Annotated in this window: 23 protein-coding genes; 10 read left to right on the top strand and 13 right to left on the bottom strand. The window is 48.3% G+C overall.

Annotated elements, in window-relative coordinates; translation table 11 throughout:
* Positions 1–70: 70 nt before the first annotated feature.
* The 7 genes from pgi to AKN87_RS05825 all read right to left on the bottom strand — a co-directional run bounded on the left by pgi (position 71) and on the right by AKN87_RS05825 (position 6575).
* Entirely contained in the window at positions 71–1732 is a 1662-nt protein-coding gene (gene pgi / locus AKN87_RS05855; RefSeq protein ID WP_053102784.1) for a glucose-6-phosphate isomerase, read from the bottom strand.
* 50 nt (positions 1733–1782) lie between these two features.
* Entirely contained in the window at positions 1783–2163 is a 381-nt protein-coding gene (panD, locus tag AKN87_RS05850; protein WP_053100230.1) for an aspartate 1-decarboxylase, read from the bottom strand.
* 75 nt (positions 2164–2238) lie between these two features.
* The gene (gene panC, locus AKN87_RS05845) at positions 2239–3087 is read right to left on the bottom strand and encodes a pantoate--beta-alanine ligase (protein WP_053102783.1); all 849 of its coding nucleotides are present in this window, start codon (positions 3085–3087) and stop codon (positions 2239–2241) included.
* The gene (gene panB / locus AKN87_RS05840) at positions 3084–3884 is read right to left on the bottom strand and encodes a 3-methyl-2-oxobutanoate hydroxymethyltransferase (RefSeq protein ID WP_053102782.1); all 801 of its coding nucleotides are present in this window, start codon (positions 3882–3884) and stop codon (positions 3084–3086) included. The genes panC and panB overlap by 4 nt, the downstream gene beginning before the upstream one ends.
* A gap of 98 nt (positions 3885–3982) precedes the next feature.
* Positions 3983–4507: a 2-amino-4-hydroxy-6-hydroxymethyldihydropteridine diphosphokinase gene (folK, locus tag AKN87_RS05835; RefSeq protein WP_080995512.1), complete on the bottom strand. Its 525-nt coding sequence runs from the start codon at positions 4505–4507 to the stop codon at positions 3983–3985.
* Positions 4508–4543: 36 nt separating this feature from the next.
* Complete coding sequence (gene pcnB, locus AKN87_RS05830; RefSeq protein ID WP_080995511.1) at positions 4544–5836, bottom strand: polynucleotide adenylyltransferase PcnB; 1293 nt, start codon at positions 5834–5836, stop codon at positions 4544–4546.
* Positions 5837–6062: 226 nt separating this feature from the next.
* Entirely contained in the window at positions 6063–6575 is a 513-nt protein-coding gene (locus AKN87_RS05825) for a GspH/FimT family pseudopilin (protein WP_053100224.1), read from the bottom strand.
* Between the two features lie 152 nt (positions 6576–6727).
* On the opposite strand from AKN87_RS05825, the gene trxC reads away from it, so the two are divergent.
* Positions 6728–7159: a thioredoxin TrxC gene (gene trxC, locus AKN87_RS05820; RefSeq protein WP_053102780.1), complete on the top strand. Its 432-nt coding sequence runs from the start codon at positions 6728–6730 to the stop codon at positions 7157–7159.
* A gap of 69 nt (positions 7160–7228) precedes the next feature.
* On the opposite strand, the gene rnk is transcribed toward trxC, so the two are convergent.
* Positions 7229–7636, bottom strand: a complete 408-nt coding sequence (rnk, locus tag AKN87_RS05815; RefSeq protein ID WP_053100221.1) for a nucleoside diphosphate kinase regulator — start codon at positions 7634–7636, stop codon at positions 7229–7231.
* Positions 7637–7813: 177 nt separating this feature from the next.
* Positions 7814–8146 (bottom strand): iron donor protein CyaY, encoded by a 333-nt coding sequence (gene cyaY / locus AKN87_RS05810; RefSeq protein ID WP_053100219.1) that lies wholly within the window; start codon positions 8144–8146, stop codon positions 7814–7816.
* Between the two features lie 161 nt (positions 8147–8307).
* Between cyaY and lptM the strand changes: the two genes are divergently transcribed.
* Genes lptM through AKN87_RS05765 form a run of 9 tightly spaced genes read left to right on the top strand, consistent with a single transcriptional unit; the run spans position 8308 to position 14322 of the window.
* The gene (gene lptM / locus AKN87_RS05805) at positions 8308–8448 is read left to right on the top strand and encodes an LPS translocon maturation chaperone LptM (RefSeq protein ID WP_053100216.1); all 141 of its coding nucleotides are present in this window, start codon (positions 8308–8310) and stop codon (positions 8446–8448) included.
* Between the two features lie 14 nt (positions 8449–8462).
* Positions 8463–9713, top strand: coding sequence for a diaminopimelate decarboxylase (gene lysA, locus AKN87_RS05800; protein WP_053102779.1), 1251 nt, complete (start codon positions 8463–8465; stop codon positions 9711–9713).
* A gap of 5 nt (positions 9714–9718) precedes the next feature.
* Positions 9719–10480 carry a diaminopimelate epimerase gene (locus tag AKN87_RS05795; protein WP_080995510.1) on the top strand — a complete coding sequence of 254 codons (762 nt, stop codon included), beginning with the start codon at positions 9719–9721 and terminating at the stop codon, positions 10478–10480.
* Positions 10477–11142, top strand: coding sequence for a DUF484 family protein (locus tag AKN87_RS05790; RefSeq protein ID WP_053102777.1), 666 nt, complete (start codon positions 10477–10479; stop codon positions 11140–11142). The genes AKN87_RS05795 and AKN87_RS05790 overlap by 4 nt, the downstream gene beginning before the upstream one ends.
* Positions 11142–12044 carry a tyrosine recombinase XerC gene (gene xerC, locus AKN87_RS05785; protein WP_053102776.1) on the top strand — a complete coding sequence of 301 codons (903 nt, stop codon included), beginning with the start codon at positions 11142–11144 and terminating at the stop codon, positions 12042–12044. Before AKN87_RS05790 ends, xerC begins: the two co-directional genes overlap by 1 nt.
* A 2-nt stretch (positions 12045–12046) precedes the next feature.
* Positions 12047–12736, top strand: coding sequence for an HAD family hydrolase (locus AKN87_RS05780; RefSeq protein WP_053102775.1), 690 nt, complete (start codon positions 12047–12049; stop codon positions 12734–12736).
* 26 nt (positions 12737–12762) lie between these two features.
* Positions 12763–13698 (top strand): AEC family transporter, encoded by a 936-nt coding sequence (locus tag AKN87_RS05775; RefSeq protein WP_053102774.1) that lies wholly within the window; start codon positions 12763–12765, stop codon positions 13696–13698.
* A 10-nt stretch (positions 13699–13708) separates the two neighbouring features.
* A complete protein-coding gene (locus tag AKN87_RS05770) occupies positions 13709–14083 on the top strand; it encodes a DUF1294 domain-containing protein (RefSeq protein ID WP_053102773.1) in 375 nt (124 codons plus the stop codon).
* A gap of 17 nt (positions 14084–14100) precedes the next feature.
* Positions 14101–14322, top strand: coding sequence for a hypothetical protein (locus AKN87_RS05765; RefSeq protein WP_053100205.1), 222 nt, complete (start codon positions 14101–14103; stop codon positions 14320–14322).
* On the opposite strand, the gene lnt is transcribed toward AKN87_RS05765, so the two are convergent.
* The 4 genes from lnt to AKN87_RS05745 all read right to left on the bottom strand — a co-directional run bounded on the left by lnt (position 14316) and on the right by AKN87_RS05745 (position 18202).
* Entirely contained in the window at positions 14316–15842 is a 1527-nt protein-coding gene (gene lnt / locus AKN87_RS05760; RefSeq protein ID WP_053102772.1) for an apolipoprotein N-acyltransferase, read from the bottom strand. The genes AKN87_RS05765 and lnt overlap by 7 nt on opposite strands.
* Positions 15843–15910: 68 nt before the next feature.
* Positions 15911–16756: an HlyC/CorC family transporter gene (locus AKN87_RS05755; RefSeq protein WP_053102771.1), complete on the bottom strand. Its 846-nt coding sequence runs from the start codon at positions 16754–16756 to the stop codon at positions 15911–15913.
* Complete coding sequence (gene ybeY / locus AKN87_RS05750) at positions 16753–17232, bottom strand: rRNA maturation RNase YbeY (protein WP_053102770.1); 480 nt, start codon at positions 17230–17232, stop codon at positions 16753–16755. Before ybeY ends, AKN87_RS05755 begins: the two co-directional genes overlap by 4 nt.
* Positions 17219–18202: a PhoH family protein gene (locus AKN87_RS05745; protein WP_053102769.1), complete on the bottom strand. Its 984-nt coding sequence runs from the start codon at positions 18200–18202 to the stop codon at positions 17219–17221. Before AKN87_RS05745 ends, ybeY begins: the two co-directional genes overlap by 14 nt.
* Positions 18203–18244: the final 42 nt, after the last annotated feature.

Here is an 18244-nt window from a genome sequence, read left to right as displayed (position 1 = left end):
TAGCTGATAGGGAGTTGCAGATCTTCCATACTCCAAAAAATGGGCTGCCGGCTTGTATGATCGGCAGATGCTAACCGCGGTGTCGCTGGCGGAAAAACTGAATTAAGCCTTGGGTAGAAGGATCAAGTTCGGCTGCTGCATGGCTTCCTATGAGTTGCTGATACACTTCATGGCCTAGGACTTTCCCAAGCTCAACACCCCATTGGTCAAAGGCATTGGTACCCCAGATAACACTTTGGACAAATACTTTGTGCTCATAGAGTGCAATTAATGCACCTAGATTACGCGGGCTAACCCGCTCAAGAACTAGGGTATTGCTGGGGCGGTTACCTGGAATAACTTTGTGTGGAGCAATAGCCGTGACGGCTGCTGTGCTATAGCCTGCAGCTTGTAGTTCAGCAGTAGCCTCTTCTAGAGTTTTGCCTTGCATTAGTGCCTGACTTTGCGATAAACAGTTGGCGTACAGCCATTGATGATGATCACCAATAGGATTGTAGCTCACAATGGGTACAATAAAGTCGGCAGGGATGAGCAGTGTGCCTTGGTGCAGTAATTGGTGATAGGCGTGCTGACCATTACAGCCTACGCCTCCCCAAATTACTGGACCGCTTTGATAATTCAGTTGCGCGCCATCTTGACGTACTTGTTTACCATTAGACTCCATATCCAGCTGTTGTAAATGCTGGGTGAAGTTTCTCAGGTAATGATCATAGGGCAAAATCGCCTGGCTTTGCGCGCCCCAAAAATTACCGTACCAAATCCCTAAAAGTGCCATTAGCATTGGCATATTTTGCTTAAATGGCGCGCTTTGAAAATGTTGGTCCATATCCCAAGCGCCAGCCAGTAGCTCTTTAAAATTGGCAATGCCAATCGACAGCGCAATAGGTAAGCCAATCGCTGACCATAAAGAGTAACGTCCGCCCACCCAGTCCCATACAGGAAATACGTTAGCTGAGGCGATGCCAAACTGTTCAGCGGCTTGGGTATTACTTGAGACGGCAATAAAGTGACGATCCAGCTTATCTGGGCAGCCACCCTGAGCAAAGTACCAGCTACGGGCAGTTTCAGCGTTTTTTAAGGTTTCTAGAGTGCTAAATGATTTGCTAGAAATAACAAACAGCGTAGTTTCGGCTTGGAGCTGCTGGCTCAGTTCGTGGAATTCACTGCCATCAATATTGGCTAAAAAATGACAGCGTACCCCTTGTTGGGCATAGGGTAATAAAGCTTCAGAAACTAACTGTGGACCTAAAAAAGAGCCGCCAATGCCAATATTAACCACATCGGTAATGGCTTTTTCTGTATAGCCTCGCCATAAGCCATTGTGGATTTTACCTACCAGCTCAGTAATACGCTGCAATACTTGATGAATCTCGGGAATGATGTCTTGGCCGTTAACTTCTAGCCGATCGCCTATCGGGCGTCGCAGCGCCGTATGTAAAGCAGGGCGCTGCTCTGAACCATTAATCGCCTCGCCACTAAACATTTGTTGAATCGCTGTTTTCACGCCAGTTTGCTGGGCTAGGTCTTGCAAGAGCTCAAGGGTTTGCTCGGTGATGAGGTTTTTAGAAAAATCCAGCAGTAAACCTTCATGCTGCAAGGAATACTTAGCAAAGCGCTGCGGGTCTTCGGCGAAAGCGTCGCGCATCGAGTAGGCCTGCATCGCCAACTGGTGCGTCTCTAACGCTTTCCAAGCAGGCAGTAAACTGGCATCAGTATGATTTAGCGTGGTCATAAGGCAGATCCAAAACTGCCCTTAATTAAGGGCAGGGTAAGTAACAACGATTAAGCCAGCTGTACAGGAATAGCGTGGCTGCTATGGCTTAAATCACCGTTGGCGTCCATGTATAAAATACGTGGTTGGTGCGCATCTAATTCGCTTTCATCGTAGATTGCGTAGGCACAAATAATTAGGCGATCGCCTACGGCTGCTTTATGGGCCGCTGCGCCATTGACCGAAATGATTTTGCTCCCAGCTTCACCACGAATTGCATAGGTAGTGAAACGTTCACCATTATCTACGTTATAAATTTGAATTTGTTCGTTATCGCGAATGCCGCTCATATCGAGCCAGTCACTATCAATCGCGCAAGAGCCTTCGTAATCAATCACTGCGTGAGTGGTCACGGCGCGATGCAGCTTAGCTTTCAACATGATGCTTTGCATAGTATTTTCCTCAACAGACGCTTAAAAGTAGTGCCAGGCTAAATGCAAGCCACCTCAAATGGCTTGCAGACAAAATTAAAGAGTAAAGCTTAGGTTATCGATTAAACGGGTAGTGCCGATGGTGGCAGCCACTAAGACAACCCCCGCGCGCGATTCCTCAGACCAAGGGGCCAGGGTGTCTGCATCACGCACTTCAAGATAGTCCGGGGTGAAGCCCGTGGCGCTTAATTGGGCCTTAGTGTGCTCCATAGCCGAAGCCATTTCGAGCGGATTTTGCACAATTTTCTCAACCAGCGCCTTTAAGCAGTGGAATAAAGCCGGAGCTTGTTGGCGCTCTTCATCACTGAGGTAGCCATTACGTGAAGACAGTGCAAGACCGTCAGCATCGCGTACAATTGGAGCACCAAGAATTTCAATGGGCAAGTTAAAGTCAGCCACTAATTTACGGATAACAGCCAACTGCTGGAAGTCTTTTTCACCAAAGACCGCCATATCGGGTTGGACGATATTAAATAACTTGCTCACTACTGTGGCAACACCATCGAAATGCCCAGGGCGACTACCACCGCACAAGCCCTCAGAGACTAAAGGCACACGGATTGTACTTTGTGCGTTTAAGCCAGCGGGGTACATTTCTTCAACGCTTGGGGTAAACAGCAAGTGGCAGCCTGCAGCGGCCAACTTTTCTTGGTCTTGCTGTAAGGTGCGTGGATAGGTCGCTAGGTCTTCGTTGGGGCCAAACTGAATGGGATTAACAAAGATACTGGCAATGACGACATCGGCGTGTGCTAGTGCGTGTTTAACTAGGGCAATATGGCCTGAGTGTAGATTGCCCATTGTAGGAACTAAAGCAATACGTAAACCCTGCTCACGGCAGTTTTTTACTGCTTCGCGAACTTGGGCAACAGTGGTTAAGGTGTTCATGCGGAAAATTCGTGTTCCTGAGCAGGGAAAGAGCCATCTTTAACTGCCTTAACATAGGCAGCGATAGCAGAGCTAATGGAAGGTTGGTCTTGCATAAAGTTTTTTACGAACTTAGGGACGCGGCCGGTTAAAGAGAGTCCCAGCATATCGTGTAGCACTAAGACTTGTCCGTCAGCCCCTGGTCCTGCACCAATGCCTATCACTGGAATTTCAACCGCTTGGCTGATACGGCTGGCTAGTTCGCTAGGCACACACTCCAGAAGTAGCATAGCAGCGCCTGCTGCGGCTAATTCGCAGCAGTCATCAAATAGTTTTTGGGCAGCATCACCACGACCTTGTACTTTATAGCCACCAAAAACATTGACCGATTGTGGGGTGAGTCCAAGGTGAATACAGCTTGGAATGCCGCGCTCATTAAGGCGTTGTACGGTGTCTGCTAACCAAGCGCCGCCTTCTAATTTAACTACGTGGGCACCTGCTTGCATCAGCTGGGCGCAACTGGCATAGGTTTGCTCAAGAGTCGCGGCTGCCATAAATGGTAGATCGCTAACAATTAATGCGCCCTGATTGCCGCGTTTAACTGCAGCAGTGTGGTAAGCCATATCAGCAATGGAAACCGGTAAGGTGCTGTCGTGACCTTGGAGTACCATGCCTAACGAATCGCCAACCAGAATGACTTCAACGCCATGGCTACTTGCTACATGGGAAAATGTGGCATCGTAACTGGTCAACATAGTGATTTTTTCACCCTGTTGTTTCAGTTTATTAAGTGTTGTCAGTGTAATGTTTGGCTTCATTGTTATTCCTCTTAGGTGCCGGCAAGGCACGCAATAGGGCTGTTATATTCTTGTTCTCAGTGGCTTAAGTCAACATGCCAAGCGCTTCTTGATTAATACTAAAGTATAGGCAGCTCAAGGGCAGTACGCGACTTAATGATATGTAAATCGGGGTCTGGCGGACATTCTTGAATCAGTTGTGCAAGTTGCTGACCGCTGGGCAGGCACAGTGCTGGTGTACTAATTTCCAGTAAAGGCTGTAATACAAAAGCCCGCAAATGCATTTGATAATGGGGCACGGTGAGTCTTTCTGAGCAAATACTGCGCTGATCAATCAGTAAAATATCCAGATCTAGGGTGCGCGGTCCCCAACGTTCGCCGTCACGGATGCGCCCTTGATTGAGTTCGATCGCTTGCAGTTGGTCAAGCAAGGCTAAAGGTGCTAAGTCGGTTTTAAGTTTTGCCACTGCATTAACGTAACGCGGTTGGCCAGGCACCCCAATCGGGGTGCTGGAATAAAGGGATGAATAATCCAATAACTGGCTATTAGGCAATTGCGCCAGTGCGCTTAATGCGTGTTGTAGTTGCAGTTCGGGTTGCTTGAGGTTACTGCCTAAACCCAGATAAACAATAGAAGAAGTCACGGCTTAACTTTAACTCTCATGGCGGGCGAAGTAGATTCAGTTAGTACGTTTGCGGTAGCGCCGCTTGGCTTTATTGGCACCATTCTTTGCTCGGCCTAGGGCTGCTTGCATCTGCTGGCGCTGTTCAGGCTCAGCCACTTGATAGTGGGTCCACCAATCACCTAAATCATCGGTGGCTTCGCCTGCGCTTTCCCGCAGCAGTAAAAAATCGTAGGCTGCACGAAAGCGTGGATGGGCCAATAAGGCTTCTGCACGTTTACCTTGGCGACGGCCTAAGCGCTGCTGTAAGGCCCATATTTCACGGGCGGGCAGGGTAAAGCGTTTCGGGATAGCAACTCGCTGCACCTGATTGTGCATCGCCCAGTGTGCCGCTTCTTGTAAGGCCTCAATGGAATGCATGCCTTGGGCTTCAAGGTTCTGGCTACGGGCCAGCACATCGGGCCAAATTAGCGCGGCAAATAAAAAGGCGGGGGTGACAGGTTTACCTGCATGAATCCGCTCATCGGTATTGCGTAGCGCATTTTCAACCAATAACTGCGCATGCTGCGAGCCTTGTTCTATCAGTAACTGGGTGGCCGGAAATAACTGACCAAATAAACCAAATTGTTGTAAGGCATGAAAGGTTTTCAGGGCATAGCCAGATAAAAATAACTTCAGGCTTTCATCATATAAACGCGCGGCGGGAATATCACGCAAGAGCGGCGCTAACTCAGGAATCGGTGCGGCGGTTTTTTCTTCAATCGCAAAGTTAAGTTTGGCCGCAAAGCGAATAGCACGCAGCATCCGAACGGGGTCTTCTAAATAGCGTTGGCGTGGATCGCCGATTAACTGAATTAAACGCTGTTGGATATCTCGTACGCCGTGGGCGTAGTCATAGATCTGTTGCGAGTTTGGATCAAAGTACAAGGCATTAATGGTAAAGTCGCGGCGCACTGCATCATCATCGCGGGTACCGTAGACGTTATCTCGCAGAATGCGGCCTTTTTCGTTATGCGCCGAGCGATCCGTGTTATGGCTAGGCTGTTCGGCGTGATCACTCCGAAAGGTGGCGATTTCAATGAGTTCGCGGCCGAAATAAACATGCACTAATTTAAAGCGTCGGCCAATAATTCGCGCGTTACGATTAAAAATGGCTTTGACTTGCTCAGGTGTGGCGTTGGTCGCTACATCGAAGTCTTTAGGGCGCATGCCGAGTAACGAATCACGTACACAGCCGCCGACTAAATAAGCCTCAAAGCCAGCCTGTTGAATGGTTAAAGCAACCTGAACCGCATTGTGAGAGAAGTTTTGGTTGGTTAATTGATGGTGTTTTGCAGCAATAATTTGCATGGATTCAGGGCTAAATTTCACACGAGTAGATTAATAAGTGCACTGCATCTAGTGACAAGATGGATTGAATACCAGTGCATGAACGCTCATCGGGTTAAATGCTGAAGCCTTTGCCGGAAAATTAGCGCTCTGCTGTGAATACTGACAGCAGATAAAACCCATGAGACGCAAAAGATGGGTCGGATTCTACCACTGTCTTAGTCGATGGTGAATGTGAATCTGTAAGCTATTGGCAAAAGGCTTGGTTTTCTTGACGTTCACTTAGGTTAGCAGTACGCAAACGGCCTTGACGATTAAGAATCAGTAATTGCTGTAATTGGTCTTGCGCGCACAGCAGTAAACGGCCGTTACTAGTTGGTGTTGTGCCATCGGCCAAGTAGTGAATCTGCGGGCGAAAGCCGCGCCATTGCAGTTGTAGCTGAGTTGATTCGAGGCGAACAAAGCGTAATGTTTGCTGATTATTGGGCTGATAAATTCGCCAGCCCGACTGCCAGCTAGCACTGCAGTCGCTGCCATTGCTGGAACCACACAGGCTAATTGGGGCATGTTGGGTAATGGCTTGGCTACGCGCATACGCCAAGCTGCGCGTTAGTTGCAGTGTGAGTACCTGGACTTGATTACGTTTGATCAACGGCTCGAATGCTGGCAGCGCTAAGCTGGCTAGGATCGCAACCAATGCCAGAGTAATCATCAGTTCAAATAATGTAATTCCCTGCTGGGTGTGGTAATTAAGCGCCATAGCTGACCTCCTATACTGTGTGCTAGGTATAGCGGTCTTCAGGCGGTTAGCAACTGAGTGGCTTGGCAGACGGTATCACTGATTGAAAATTGAATTTTTGTGCAATAGGGCTATGCTGACTAGAACTTCGTTTTTAATCGATAGAGGTGGTTATGTTAGTGACTCCTTGCGCGGCATGTGGCGCTTTAAATCGTGTACCTAAACAGCGTTTAGTCGATAATCCGCATTGTGGGCAATGTAAAGCTGAGGTGCTAGTAGATAGCCCGTTAACCCTCACTCAGCAAAACTTTGCCCAACAAATTAAGGGAGACTTGCCATTACTGATTGATGTGTGGGCCAGTTGGTGTGGTCCTTGTCGTCAGTTTGCTCCAACTTTTGAGGCCGCAGCAGAAGACTTTTTCGCCAAATGTCGGTTTGCCTCATTAAACAGTGAAGAGCAGCAGTCGTTAGCCGGTGAGCTTGGCATTCGTTCAATTCCAACGTTAATTTTGTATCAGGCTGGGCAAGAGATTGCTCGTATGAGTGGGGCGTTGTCGGCAGCTCAATTAGAACAGTGGCTGCAAGCTCAAGGAATCAGTTTATAAGTTAACTATTGCTCAATGAAGGCTAAGCCAAGCGCGGTGATACATGCCTTGGCTTAGCCTAGCTCTAGGCTAGAGCGTGAAGTCACCGGCTGCTTCGGGTTGATACTCGATTTGTTGCACTTTCAGCTGCAAGCTTTTAGTGGCACTGGTGGGCCAGTTAATTGATTGGCCGCAGCTCAGACCGAGTAGTGCTGACCCAATTGGCGCCAGCACGGATACAGTGCCAGGATTACCTGCATCCTGTGGATAGACCAGTGTCACCACATATTCTTTTTGACTGTTCTCTTCAATGCAGTGCACTTTGGAGTTCATGGTGACGATGTCATGGGCGATTTCTAAGTGACCAATTACCTGAGCACGGGCAATCTCTTGCTCTAAAGCTTCAGCCGCTGGCGTAAAGTCATCAAGGGAGTCTAATAAGCGTTCTAAACGCTGCATATCTAAACGCGTGAGAGTGATCGCTGGTTTAGTTGACATAGAGTTGCCTCCTTTTAGAGCGCAATAGAATGAAAAACCCCGCTAAGTTATCAGCGGGGTTTAAAAATATAAAAATGAGAATTTAAACGATTTGTAGCTATAAAAAATAAGCTAGAAAGGAAAGCAATAAGCTACCACAGCGCTTTAAATATGCAAGATTGCCCAGCACAAATAAATTTAGAGGCTGCTAAAGTCTAGGCTTTCACCGGCTTGCTCGCTAAACACCGCTTGTAAGCGCTCTGCCAGTGGTTGTGCGCTGCTGCTGTCGAGCCATTGCTGTTGCTCGTTGTCATAGTCAAAATGAAAGCCGCCGCTGCGTGCCGCGACCCATAACTGTTTAAGAGGCGCTTGGCGGCTAATAATTACTTGGCTTTGGTTCTCGCAGATAATAGTCAAAATACCGCCACTATTTTCTAAGTCAAAGTCTAGATCGGTGGCTTCAAGTAAGTCTTCAATTTGGCGCTGGGTTTGATCGACTAACTCATGGAACGTCGCTTCGCTGATACTCATCGGGGATTGGCCTCGTAGTCAGTAAAAAAATCAAGCTCTTAGAAAGCTTAGGTCACAAAATAATTACACTAATCCTACCTAGGCTTTGTCTCTGTGCATAGGCAAGTTTAGGCTGGGTCGGTATACTCGGAGCATTATTGAATTTTGAAAGGAAATGTCTAATGAAGCGTACTTGGCTTCCGTTGTTGATGGTTTCTCTACTCTTAGCTGGCGCTGTGGGCTGCGGACAAAAAGGGGCGTTATATCACCCTGATGATGAAAAAGCGGCGCAAGAGCATCGTAAAGATCGCTATGAACTGTAAGTGTGGAGTGATCAATGAGTAATGTTTTTACCTATCGTAATGGTCAGCTGTTTGCTGAAAACACTGCGCTCACAGCTATTGCTGAGCAGTATGGCACACCGACCTATGTGTATTCTAAAGCCCATTTAGAGGCGCAGTATCGCTCTTATGCTGATGCCTTAGACGGGCAGCCGTCGATGGTCTGTTTTGCAGTAAAAGCTAACTCTAACTTAGCGGTATTGAATGTTTTAGCTAAGTTGGGCGCCGGCTTTGATATTGTCTCAGTCGGCGAGTTAGAGCGGGTTTTAGCTGCAGGTGGAAAGCCTGAGCGGGTGGTGTTTTCTGGCGTCGGTAAAACCGCTGCGGAAATGCGCCGCGCGTTAGAAGTAGGCGTGTACTGCTTTAACGTGGAGTCTACAGAAGAGCTTGAGCGCTTACAGCAAGTGGCTGCCAGTATGAATGTGATTGCTCCGGTTTCACTGCGAGTGAATCCAGATGTGGATGCGGGGACTCACCCCTATATCTCTACCGGCTTAAAAGATAATAAGTTTGGGATTGATATTAATCTAGCCGAAGCCGTATACACCCGCGCGGCAGCCTTGAGTCATCTTAAAGTGGTGGGTGTTGATTGCCATATTGGCTCACAATTGACGACGCTGGCGCCTTTTTTAGATGCCTTAGATCGAGTGTTAGTGCTGGTTGATCGCTTAGCCGAGCAAGGCATTGTCATTGAACACTTAGACTTAGGCGGTGGGTTAGGAGTTAAGTATCGCGATGAGCAACCACCTTGTGCAGGTGAGTATATGGCTGCCGTTCGGCAAAAAATTGCCGGTCGCGCGCTTAAGCTGATTTTTGAGCCAGGCCGTTATATTGCTGCTAATGCAGGTGTTTTATTGACTCAAGTGGAGTATCTAAAACACACCGAGCATAAAAACTTTGCGGTGGTTGATGCGGCAATGAATGATCTGATTCGCCCGGCATTGTATGAGGCTTGGATGGATATTGTGCCAGTTAAGCCGCGCGACACTGCGGAGTATGAATACGATGTGGTTGGTCCTGTCTGCGAAACCGGAGACTTTTTAGGTAAAGAACGGCGCTTAGCCTTAGCCGAGGGTGATTTGCTGGCGGTTTGTTCTGCAGGAGCTTATGGCTTTGTTATGAGCTCGAATTACAATAGTCGTGGCCGTGCTGCTGAAGTATTAGTGGATGGTGATCGAGTGCATTTAGCCCGTCGCCGAGAAACCATTGCCGAGTTACTTGCCCACGAGCAAATCCCCACGGAGTAAGTCACATGCTGTTGCGTTTTACTAAGATGCACAGCCTTGGAGTTGACTTCATGGTGATTGACCTTGTTGGTCAGCATGCCTATGTGCAGCCGCGCTTAATTAAAGAGTGGAGCCAGCGCAAGACAGGAATTGGCTTTGAGCGCTTGATTACGGTGGAAGTACCGACTCGGCCTGATGTGGATTTTCGCTGTCGGGTATTTAATTCGGCAGGTGATGAAGTATTGCCAGCGGTAGCTGATTTGCGCTGCGTGGTGCGCTTTGCAATTGATAAACGCTTAACTTTAAAGCAGCGGCTGCAGTTAGAGACATCCCAGGATCGATTTACTGCGCAGTTGCGCAATGATGGCTTGATTGAAGTGGAGGTGGCTGCTATCCACATTAGCTCCAATGCACAGCAGCAGCGGATTATGCTGTTACAGCAGAATCATGCCATTTGGCTTAGCGAGCAGCAGTTAACGGTTGAGCAATTGCATCGTCAGTGGACTGACGTATTCCGTGAGCACGCGCTGAGAGTAAGCCTATTAACCTTGACCAGCCATAGTAGCGCCAGTCATAGCCGCTGGTGTTTACAACGGCTGCATCTGTGCGATCAGATTGAGGCTGCAAGTGCAGCGGCGTTATTTGCCATGAGTCAAGCTCGGCTCGGATCACCGGCGACCATTAGCACCGCGCATGGGCCATTGCTTGTTAGTTGGCCTGATGCCAACGCACCAGCAGTGATTTGCGCCAGTGCTGAGCGGGTGTATGAAGGAAAAATCAGGGTATGAAACACAGTATGACGGCAGAGCAAGTGGCGGAGTACCTCGCTCTGCATCCGGATTTTTTTCAAGAACATACGGAGTTATTGCTGCAGCTACGGATCCCGCATCATCATCCGGGTACTATTTCGCTGGTGGAAAAACAGCTGCAGCTACTTAGAGCTAAGTTGGCAGAGCAAACCAAGGCCAACCATGAGTTAATGGCTATTGCCCGAGATAATAGTCAGCTGTTTGAAAAAACTCGCTTGCTGACCTTGGCCCTGCTTGAGGCAGGCAGTTTAGATGAAGCCTTGAGTAGTTTAGACGAGCACCTGCGGCATGTGTTTCAGGTGCCGTTTTATAGCCTACTATTGTTTAGTGAACAGCCATTGATGGCAGGCAGGGTCATCCAACCTAGCGAAGCCCGACAGCGCTTGGGCCATTTACTCAATGTGCCGCAACCTATCAGTGGTCGTTTAGCCGCTGCTGACTTGGCTTATATCTTTACTGAGCAGCCCTTATCGCGGGTAGGCTCGTGTGCGGTTGCTGAGTTGTATTACCAAGAAACTAAAGGCTTGTTAGCCATTGGTCATCCAAGCTTGCATTATTATGATAGCCAGATGGATACCCTGTTTTTACGCTATTTGGCAGATGTCTTGGCACGCTTGCTGAGCACCTGGGAGATAGTTTAATGCTTGGCTTTACCGCAGCAATTGAGCAGTATTTAGCCCACTTGCAAACGGTTAAGCAGCTATCTGTGCATACTTTAATTGCCTACCGTAATGATTTATCTAAGGCAGCTCGGCTACTGTGCAAGCAGCACTTAACTGACTGGCAGCAGGTTGAGCCTAGTCATATCCGTTGGCTAGTGGGTGAGTTGCATAAGCAAAACTTAGCTAGCCGCAGCATTGCCCGTTTGCTGTCGGCGGTGCGCAGCTTATATGGCTATTTATTGCGTGAAGGGCACTGTCGACATGATCCGGCGAAGGGTATTCGGCCACCTAAACAAGCGAAAAAGCTACCGCGCTTACTCGATGTTGATCGGGCAACGCAACTCTTAGATGCGCCCCAAGGGAATGATTTTGTACAGCGGCGTGATCATGCGATGTTGGAATTATTTTACTCTTCAGGGCTGCGTTTATCTGAATTAACCGGACTGAATTTGCCCGATATTGATTTAGTCGCAGGGCAGGTGCGGGTTTTAGGTAAGGGCCGAAAAGAGCGATTTTTACCAGTGGGGCCGCAAGCCTGTGAGGCCATTAGGCAGTGGTTAACAGTTCGTGGCCAGGTAGCAGCGCAGGATGACGCTTTATTTTTAGGGGTGCGAGGTAAGCGGATTGCTGCTTCCACTGTCCGTGAGCGCGTGCGTTTAGCCGGAGCGCGGGAGCTAGGTCAGCATTTGCATCCACACATGTTACGTCATTCTTTTGCTAGCCATTTATTAGAGTCCTCGCAAGATTTACGGGCGGTTCAAGAATTGTTGGGCCACGCCGATATTAGTACCACGCAAATCTATACCCACTTGGATTTTCAGCATCTAGCCCAAGTCTATGATCAGGCACATCCACGGGCAAAACGTAAAGGGGAAGACTAGTTATGCACAAGCCGCCTTTATATTTAAGCTTTGATCTTGATGATACCCTCTGGCCGATTGCACCAACTATGGTCCATGCCGAGCAAGTGTTGGTGGACTGGCTGGTGCAATATGCTCCACGCTTAGGCGCAGATTTTGCACAGCTGCGGGTGCCATTACGGGCAAAGATTATTGAGCAAAATCCCGATTGGCACTTTCAAGTGAGCCGCGTGCGGCGGTTAATGATTCAGCAAGCTTTGCAGCAGGCGGGCTATAGCCTGAAACAGGCTGAAGTGTTAAGTCAGCAGGCTTTTGCCGCTTACTTACAGGCTAGGCAGCAAGTGACTTTTTTCCACGATACCTTGAGTACTTTACAACAGTTGGCTGAGCGCTATCCCTTGTTGGCCTTAACCAATGGCAACGCGGATATTCAGCAAGTAGGGCTGAGTGATTATTTTCAACATGCCTTGAATGCAGAGCAAATAGGTGTAGGCAAGCCTGATCCTCAAGCTTATCAGCGGCTATTAGCGGTAGCCGATATTACGCCAGCACAGTTGGTGCATATTGGTGATAATCCGCAGGATGATATTTTAGGTGCGCAGCAAATGGGAATTCGCACGGTATGGTTTAACCCTACCCAAGTGCCTTGGCAGCATGCAATTGAGCCAACTTATCAAATTCAGCGTTTGGCACAATTACTTGATATATTTTAAATCTCCGGCCCTTATCAGAGCAGCCCATGCTTGCGCTATTTTTTAACACCCTAAGCGTTACCGCACCGGTTTTTTCCTTGCTGTTGTTGGGTTGGTTGTTGCGCCGCGTGGCTTGGATTGATGATCATTTTATGGCGGTGGCCTCCAATCTAGTATTTAAGGCGGCGTTACCGGCGTTATTATTTGCAGCGATTGTGCAAGCAGATTTTGCTTATGCCTGGCAGCCAAAGCTGATGGGCTATTTTACCCTCGCCACCTTAGTGACCTTTGCCTTAGCTTGGCTTGTGTGTTTGCGTTATCCACGGCCGTTGCGTGGAGTTTTGGTGCAAGGGGCGTTTCGTGGCAATAATGGGATTGTTGGTTTAGCTCTAGCCGGCAGCTTATATGGGGATTATGGCTTGTCAGTGGGAGGCGTGCTGGCTGGCTTGGTGATCCTGTTGTATAACGTGTTAGCAGTGATTGTGCTAGAGGTGTATAGCCCACACAGTCAACATAGCTGGCGCCAGGTAATGTTAAGTATCATTAAAAATCCATTGATTATTAGTGTGTTGCTGGCGCTGCCGATTGCTTATTGGCAGCTGGCTTTGCCAGCATGGTTATTAGGATCAATCAAAACCTTTGGTTCACTCTCGTTGCCGCTCGCGCTACTTTGTATTGGTGCCACCTTAGCACTGCATCGCACCACTAAGCCGGCAGCGGGGGCACTGACTGCCAGTGTCTTGAAAGTGTTTAGTTTGCCTTTATTGGCAACCTTAGGCGCGGCTGGCGTAGGCTTTAGTGGTCAAGACTTAGGTATTTTATTTTTATATTTTGCCAGTCCTGCAGCGGCTGCCAGCTACGTCATGGCTAAAGCGGTAGGGGCGGATGAGCAATTAGCGGCGCGGATTATTGTACTGAGCACCTTATTGTCGATTGTGACTATCAATTTAGGTTTATATCTGTTGTATATCATTGAAGGATAAAGGGATCGTTATGCAAAAAACCACTACCGCGGTTTGGTCACGGCGTTGTTATGGATTAGCAATGCTGCTGTTAATAGCGGGATTCGCTTTATTTTATTGGCGTCATGCAACTATTTATCCAGTTGTTATTTATTTGCTGTTTAGTGTGGTGAGTTTTATTCAGTACTTTGTGGATAAGCAGCGTGCAGTTCAGCAGCGACCACGTATCGCTGAAAAAAACTTGCACTGGCTAGAGTTGTTAGGAGGCTGGCCAGGCGCTTACTTAGCTCAGCAATGGCTGCGTCATAAAACCCAAAAGACGGCTTTTCTGTGGGTATTTTGGGGTATTGTCAGCTTGCACTTACTGCTATGGGCAGGCTGGGCGCTTTACGTATTTAGAACTTAATCAACAGGAGCAACGCCATGAGTGACAAGTTGAATGAACAGGCATTAACCGCCTTAAAAATTGCTTTTAGCTATATGCCCAACGCGATTGAGGTGACCCAGTATGAGTACGGTGACAACTATCAGCAGGTGCTAGCGCATATTGAAGCGGTAAAAGAAGTTTTACTGCTAAATGATGTTGATCCTGAAGAGGTGTACGGTGATATTCATCCCCATGATTCACCTAACTCTAGCTATTGATCCTCAAATAAAGAACGGCGCTTCCAAAAGCCTAAAAATAAAAACAGGCTACTGAGCATGATTAATGGCCAAGAGCGCCATTGCAGATAAGGCGTCAGGCCTTGCATCGGTAGCACTTCACCGCTGAGAACCGCTTGCTCGAATTGTGGAATGCGCTCGGTGATTTTACCTTTAGGATCAATAATCACCGAAACCCCATTATTGGTGGCACGTACCATCCAGCGGCCTGCTTCAAGGGCACGCATTTGCGCCATTTGCAGGTGCTGGAGCGGGCCGAGTGAACGGCCAAACCAGGTATCATTACTGATCGTCAGTAACACATCGCTTTGCGCTGCTAACTCGGCAGCAAATTCTGGGTACACTACCTCATAGCAAATGTAGGGGGCAATTTGATATTCCCCAGCCTGAATTGGGCTTTGCTGAGTTGGACCTTTGGCAAAATCAGACATGGGCAAATCAAAAAACTCAATGAGGCCGCGCAAGGTTTCTTGAAGGGGGACGTACTCACCAAAAGGGACTAATTTTTGCTTAAGGTAATCACCTTGGGCTTGGCCACCTGTGGTCATCCCATTGTAGTAGCGCAGCTCTCCGTGTTCATTGTGTTGGCGAATGGGAATGCCAGTGATAAAACTACTGTGGTTAGCGCGTGCCCAGTCATCCATTAGGGCTAAATAATCAAACGCCAGATCTTTCATATAGGGCACCGCCGTTTCAGGCCAGATCACTAAATCAGCGCCACCGGCAGCTAGGGTCATTTGTCGGTAGAGTTGCAGCTGTTGATTGAGAGCAGCGGGGTCCCACTTGAGGTTTTGCTCGACATTGGCCTGAATAGCAATCACTGACAGCGGTTTGTTGGATTTAGGCTGAGTCCATAAATTATTATGTAGCGCTAAAGCACCTAAGAGTAGGGCGCTTAAACTGACCAGACTTTGCCAGATGGCCGATGCACGGTGGCGTTGGAGTAAAGCGTAACCGAGTAGTGCGCCACATAAGGCTAAGGCAAAGCTTGCAAGCCACACGCCGCCGACGGGTACTAAACCAGAAAATGGACCTTCGACTTGGCTGTAGCCTAAATAGAGCCAAGGAAAGCCCGTTAAAAACCAGCCGCGAAAGGCTTCAAAGGCTACCCAAAGCGCAGCAAAGGCAAAGGGTGCGCTAAAGCTGCTGGAGGCTGGTTTGAACCAGCGGCTCCAGGCCCACGCTTGGATGGCATGCAGCAAGCCTAGTCCGCCGACAAAACCTAAGGTGAGTAAGCCTGCTAGCCAAGACGGCGCATTACCAAAGTTGTGGATGCTGACATACACCCAACTGGTGCCACTTAAGAATGCACCAAAACCAAACCACCAGCCACGGGCAAAGCTTTGCTTGGGCGAAAGCTCATTAACTGCAAGATACAACCAAGCCACAGCAACCAGTGCCAGTGGCCAGAAGTTAAAAGGAGCGAGCGATAGAGTAATGAGTCCACCCATCAACAGACTGATAAAGTGGCCGCTCCAGCCTGGTTGAAGTATCCGCTGCATGGCGTGTTGTATCCCTATCACTGGATTCAAGAGTAGGGCTAGCTTAGCTAGCCCTTATTAGCTTGAGATTAAGGTGTATTGGTGCGTGTCACCCGTAGTAGGTGTAAACGGCGACTATCGGCATTAATCACACGAAAGCGCAGGCCGTCAATTTCAATGGTTTCATTGCGTTTAGGCAGGTGACCAAAGGCGCTCATCACAACTCCACCGATGGTATCAAACTCATCTTCAGAAAAGCCGCTGGCAAAGAACTCATTAAAGTCATCGATGTGGGTGAGCGCTTTGACAATATAGTCGCCACCTGGCACCCGCTGAATGTGCATATCTTCTTCAACGTCATGCTCATCTTCAATGTCGCCTACGATTTGCTCTAGCACGTCCTCAATGGTGACCAATCCAGCCACGCCGCCATATTCATCAATGACCACGGCCATATGGTTATGGTTGGCCCGAAACTCTTTGAGTAATACGTTTAGGCGTTTGGATTCAGGCACAAAATTACACGGCCGCATAAGAATCTTGAGATCAAAGTTTTCCCGGAGTTCTTGGTTAAGAATTAAGGGGAGCAAATCCTTGGCCAGCAAAATTCCCAGTACTTCATCGGTTGTTTCACCCGTTACAGGGTAACGAGAATGTGCCGCTTCCATAATGGCAGGCAAAAACTCTTCAGGAGTTTGGGTTGCCTTAATGCTGACCATTTTTGAGCGCGGAATCATAATGTCTCGCACTTGCTGGTCAGCCACTTCTATTGCTCCCTCGATAATGGCGAGGGCATCGTTGTCGAGTAGTTTGTTGCGATTTGCTTCCCGCAGTAAATCAAAGAGTTCTTGGCGGGTTTTGGGTTCTTGGGCAAAAGCTTGGGCGATACGATCTAGCCAAGACTTATGCCCGTTACTCGAGTGTTCGTCGCTCATGAGTGTGTGTAATCCGTTAGTTCGTCGTCACGATAGGGGTCGGGGTGACCCAGTTCTGCCATCATCTGTTGCTCTAAACTTTCCATTTCTTCAGCTTCATCATCTTCAATATGATCAAAGCCCAGTAAGTGCAAGCAGCCATGGAGCACTAAATGTGCCCAGTGGGCTTCTAGGGATTTATGCTGCTCGTTGGCTTCTTGGGCCACTACCGGTGCACAAATCACTAAATCTCCCAGTAAAGGAATATCTAATAAACCCTCTGGAATGTCAGCCGGAAAAGACAAGACATTGGTGGCATAGTCTTTTCCGCGCCACTGCGAATTTAGAGCTAAACCTTCAGCTAAGTCAACAATTCGAATAGTCAGCTCAGAGGCCGCAGTGCGCTGTTGGAGTGCGGTTTGGCACCAAGTTAAAAGCTGCTCATAGCTAGGTAAGTGCGGAGCCGTGCTGGCAATTTGTAAATCAAGCGTGACCATTTTGTGCCTCGTGGCGCTGTTCAAATTTAGCGTAGGCTTCCACAATTCGTTGCACCAACGGATGGCGCACTACATCACTGGATTTAAAGTGAGTAAAGCCGATGCCAGGCACATCTTTTAAGACTTCCGTGACATGGCGTAAACCAGAGCGTGTACCGCGCGGCAAGTCGACTTGGGTAATGTCACCGGTAATAACTGCTGTTGAACCAAAACCAATACGGGTTAAGAACATTTTCATTTGTTCAACAGTGGTGTTTTGGCTCTCATCTAAAATAATAAAGCTATTGTTGAGAGTACGACCGCGCATATAGGCTAAGGGCGCCACTTCAATGACTTGCCGTTCAATCAGGCGATTGACATGTTCAAAACCAAGCATTTCGTAGAGTGCGTCATATAAAGGACGCAGGTAAGGGTCGATTTTTTGCGATAAGTCACCGGGTAAAAAACCCAGCTTTTCACCCGCCTCTACCGCAGGACGAACTAATAAAATGCGCTGAATCTGCTCTTTTTCTAGGGCATCAACCGCACAGGCAACCGCCAGATAGGTTTTTCCGGTGCCAGCAGGACCAATGCCAAAGTTAATATCATGCTCTAAAATCGATTGCACATACCCTTGCTGATTAGCGCCGCGTGGCTTAATAAAGCCTTTACGAGTTTTTAGGGCAATGTTACTGACTGGATTCGCCACTAAGTCGTCCATGGCTGATTCTTGTAGGAACAGATGGACCATATCTGGGGTGAGTTCAGAGGTTTTAGTTTCACGGTACAGGCGGCGCAATAAGCGCTCAACGGCTTGGGTTTTTTCACTGCTGCCGATTAACTCAAAGTGTTCGGCACGATTACGAATCTCAATCCCTGTGCGTTGTTCAATTAAGCGCAGGTGTTCATCGTATTGGCCACAAAGATTAGCGAAGCGCGCGGCTTCAAAAGAGTCTAGCGAGAAGCGAAGAGGTTTGATTGATGCGTTCAAGAGTTTTTCAGTTAGCCTTTATTAATCAAAGAAAGTTTGCTG

The sequence above is a fragment of the Thiopseudomonas alkaliphila genome (assembly GCF_001267175.1).
Lineage (GTDB): Bacteria > Pseudomonadota > Gammaproteobacteria > Pseudomonadales > Pseudomonadaceae > Oblitimonas > Oblitimonas alkaliphila.
Note: the sequence above shows the minus strand (reverse complement) of the source record. Positions and strands in the feature narration are given on the sequence as shown.